The sequence below is a fragment of the Anaeromyxobacter sp. PSR-1 genome (assembly GCF_000964525.1).
Taxonomy (GTDB): Bacteria; Myxococcota; Myxococcia; order Myxococcales; family Anaeromyxobacteraceae; genus Anaeromyxobacter.
This window is the reverse complement of sequence record NZ_BAZG01000320.1, coordinates 1-2,359: the sequence shown is the minus strand read 5'-3', so window position 1 is coordinate 2,359 and position 2,359 is coordinate 1. Positions and strand designations below refer to the sequence as shown.

The 2,359-nt window shown below is 78.9% G+C and carries 2 protein-coding genes and 1 pseudogene; 1 reads left to right on the top strand and 2 read right to left on the bottom strand.

The window, feature by feature from the left end; genetic code table 11:
* Window positions 1-1,261: HEAT repeat domain-containing protein (locus tag PSR1_RS22955; RefSeq protein WP_059439608.1), on the bottom strand; the 1,261-nt coding region annotated here is incomplete at its 3' end.
* Between the two features lie 30 nt (window positions 1,262-1,291).
* Complete coding sequence (locus PSR1_RS22950) at window positions 1,292-1,939, bottom strand: hypothetical protein (protein WP_059439607.1); 648 nt, start codon at window positions 1,937-1,939, stop codon at window positions 1,292-1,294.
* Between the two features lie 155 nt (window positions 1,940-2,094).
* On the opposite strand from PSR1_RS22950, the pseudogene PSR1_RS22945 reads away from it, so the two are divergent.
* A pseudogene (locus PSR1_RS22945) lies at window positions 2,095-2,359 on the top strand (glycerate kinase); the annotation flags it as partial.

Genomic DNA, 2,359 nt, shown 5'->3' with positions numbered 1-2,359 from the left:
GGTCCCGCACCGCCGGGTCGGGGTCGGCGAGCTTGCCGGCCCAGCAGGCCGCGTCCCGGCAGGCCGCCGCGGCGGCGAGGCGCGCCTTCATCCCGGCGAGCGCCTGGCCCTCCTGCGCCGGGCAGCCGCTCCCGCAGGCGCGGATGGCCTCGTCCACCAGCGACGCCTCCGGCGCGCCGCCCAGCCGCGACAACGCCGCGAGCGGCGCCTCGCGGACGCGCCACGACCCCGCCGCGGCGGCCGCGCGCAGCGCCGGCAGCGCGGCCGGGTCGCCGATCCGGGCGAGCGCCTCGCAGTAGCGATCGCGCGCGTCCGGATCCGGCTCGCGGGCGACGAGGTCGGCGAGCGGCTTCACCGCCTCGCGGGCGCGCAGCCGGCCGAGCGACTCCGCCGCGAAGGCGCGCACGTAGACGCCGACGCGGGGGTCCGGATCGCGGTAGGAGAGCCGCGCGACCAGGGCCGGCACCGCGTCCGGTCCGCCGACCTCGCCGAGCACCTGCGCCGCCTTCGCGTACAGCGCGCCGCTCACCACGCCGCGCGTGCGCGCCCAGTCCTGCAGCGCCGCGTCCTTGCCCTCCAGCACCGCCAGGAGCGGCGCGGCCATGGGCCGGCCGATCTGCGCGGCGGCGAACGCCGCCTCCGGGAAGAACGTCACGCCCGGCCGCTCCTCGAACAGCATCCGGAGCACCACCGGACCGGCCCGCGCGTCGCCGATCCGGCCCAGCGCCAGGATGGCGCGCTTGGCGGTGAACGGCTCGACCTCGGTCGAGGTGGCGATGCGCACCAGCGTGTCGATGGCGGCGGGATCGCCGACCTCGCCGAGCGCGTCCACCGCCGCCACCTGCGTGTAGCCGTCCGGCGAGGCGGTCAGCTCGACGAGCGCCGGCACCGCCTCCCGGGCCCGGAGCGCGCCGAGCGCGGTGGCGATGTGCCGGTTCGCGTCGCGCGTGTCGCGGTCCTGCGCGGCGCGGTCCACCGCGTCGAGCAGCGGCTTCACCGCGGCCGGGTCGCCGATCTCGCCGAGCGCCACCGCCGCCTCGCCGCGGGCCCGCGGCGCCTGCTTCAGCACCTCGACGAGGTACGGCACGGCGGCGCGGCGGTCGCCGGGCGCCTTCCGCACCTGCGCGAGCGCCTCGAGCTTCTCGTCGGTGCGGCTCCGGCTCGCGGCCCGCTTCGCCCACCCCTCCGCGTCCTTCGGGCTTCCGCAGGCGGTGACGAGCAGGCAGGCGAGCAGGGCGGCGGCGCGGCGCAGCGTCATCATGGGCAGCTCCTCGGCTCCGGGGGACGGCGTTCAGCGGCCGGCGGCGCCCTGGCGGGGCGCCGGAACGGCGAAGGGGGTGGGCTCGGGATCGTCGATCGCGAGCGCGGCGCGCCGCTCGCGGGCGGCGGCGGCGAGCGCCTCGATGGCGGGGGCGAGCTCGGGGGCTTGTGCCTCGGCCGCGCGCATCCGCTCCACCGCGGCCTCGAGCACCGCGGCGTGGCGCGCCTCGCGCGCCTTCATCGCGTCCACCGCCTCGAGGAAGGTGCGGAAGAACGCCTTCAGCTCGTCCCCCCGCCGAAGGGTCCGCATGCGCGGGAACCGCCCCTGCGCCATGATGGAGAGGTAATGGCCCATCACGAACACCGGACCGGCCACGCGGTGCGTGATCACGATGCCGAGCAGGCCGAGCGCGCCCGAGAGCAGCAGGGCGATGCCCGCGAACGCGGCCAGCAGCAGGCGGTCGCTGCGGGCGATGAGCGCGCGCGTGTCGGCGTCCTGCGGCAGGAGCGCGGTGGCCTGGGCGTGGGCCTGGTGCAGCCAGAGCCCGAACGCGACCGCCACCACCAGCCCGGCGGCGGCCATGGTCAGCGCGTACTTCAGCTGGAACCCGCGATCGAGCAGGAAGTGGCGCCGCGCGTGGCCCGCGCCGGAAGGGCTCGCGGGGGAGACCTCGGACATCGTGCGTTCCCCTTTCCGCCTGGGCCCGCCTGGACGCCGATCGGGCCGGGCGATTCTACCGCGCGAGCGACCCCCCGCAACGCGCGGCGGCCACCCCATGTCGGCGCGGCGGGGACAAGGTGTGCGCAGGGCGGACCGCCCGGAGGGCACCGCGCGTGAGCGCGCGCAGGCCGCTCGCGGCCGCCTGCGAGGCGGTGTACCGCGCCACCCTCGCGCGCGTCGCCGCGGCGCGCCTGGTGAAGGAGGCGCTGGCGCGCGAGCCGCTCCCGCCCGGCCCGGTGCGGGTGGCGGCGCTCGGGAAGGCCGCCGCGCCCATGCTGGAGGCGGCGCTCGCCGCGCTCCGCGGGCGCGCCCGCGACCCGCTCTGCGTGCTGCCCGAGGGCGCGCGGCCCCCGGTCGCGCCGGGCGCCCGCTGCATCG

Excerpts from the sequence above, each read along its gene's own strand:
- PSR1_RS22950 (WP_059439607.1), bottom strand. The coding sequence starts at position 1,939 with ATGTCCGAGGTCTCCCCCGCGAGCCCTTCCGGCGCGGGCCACGCGCGG.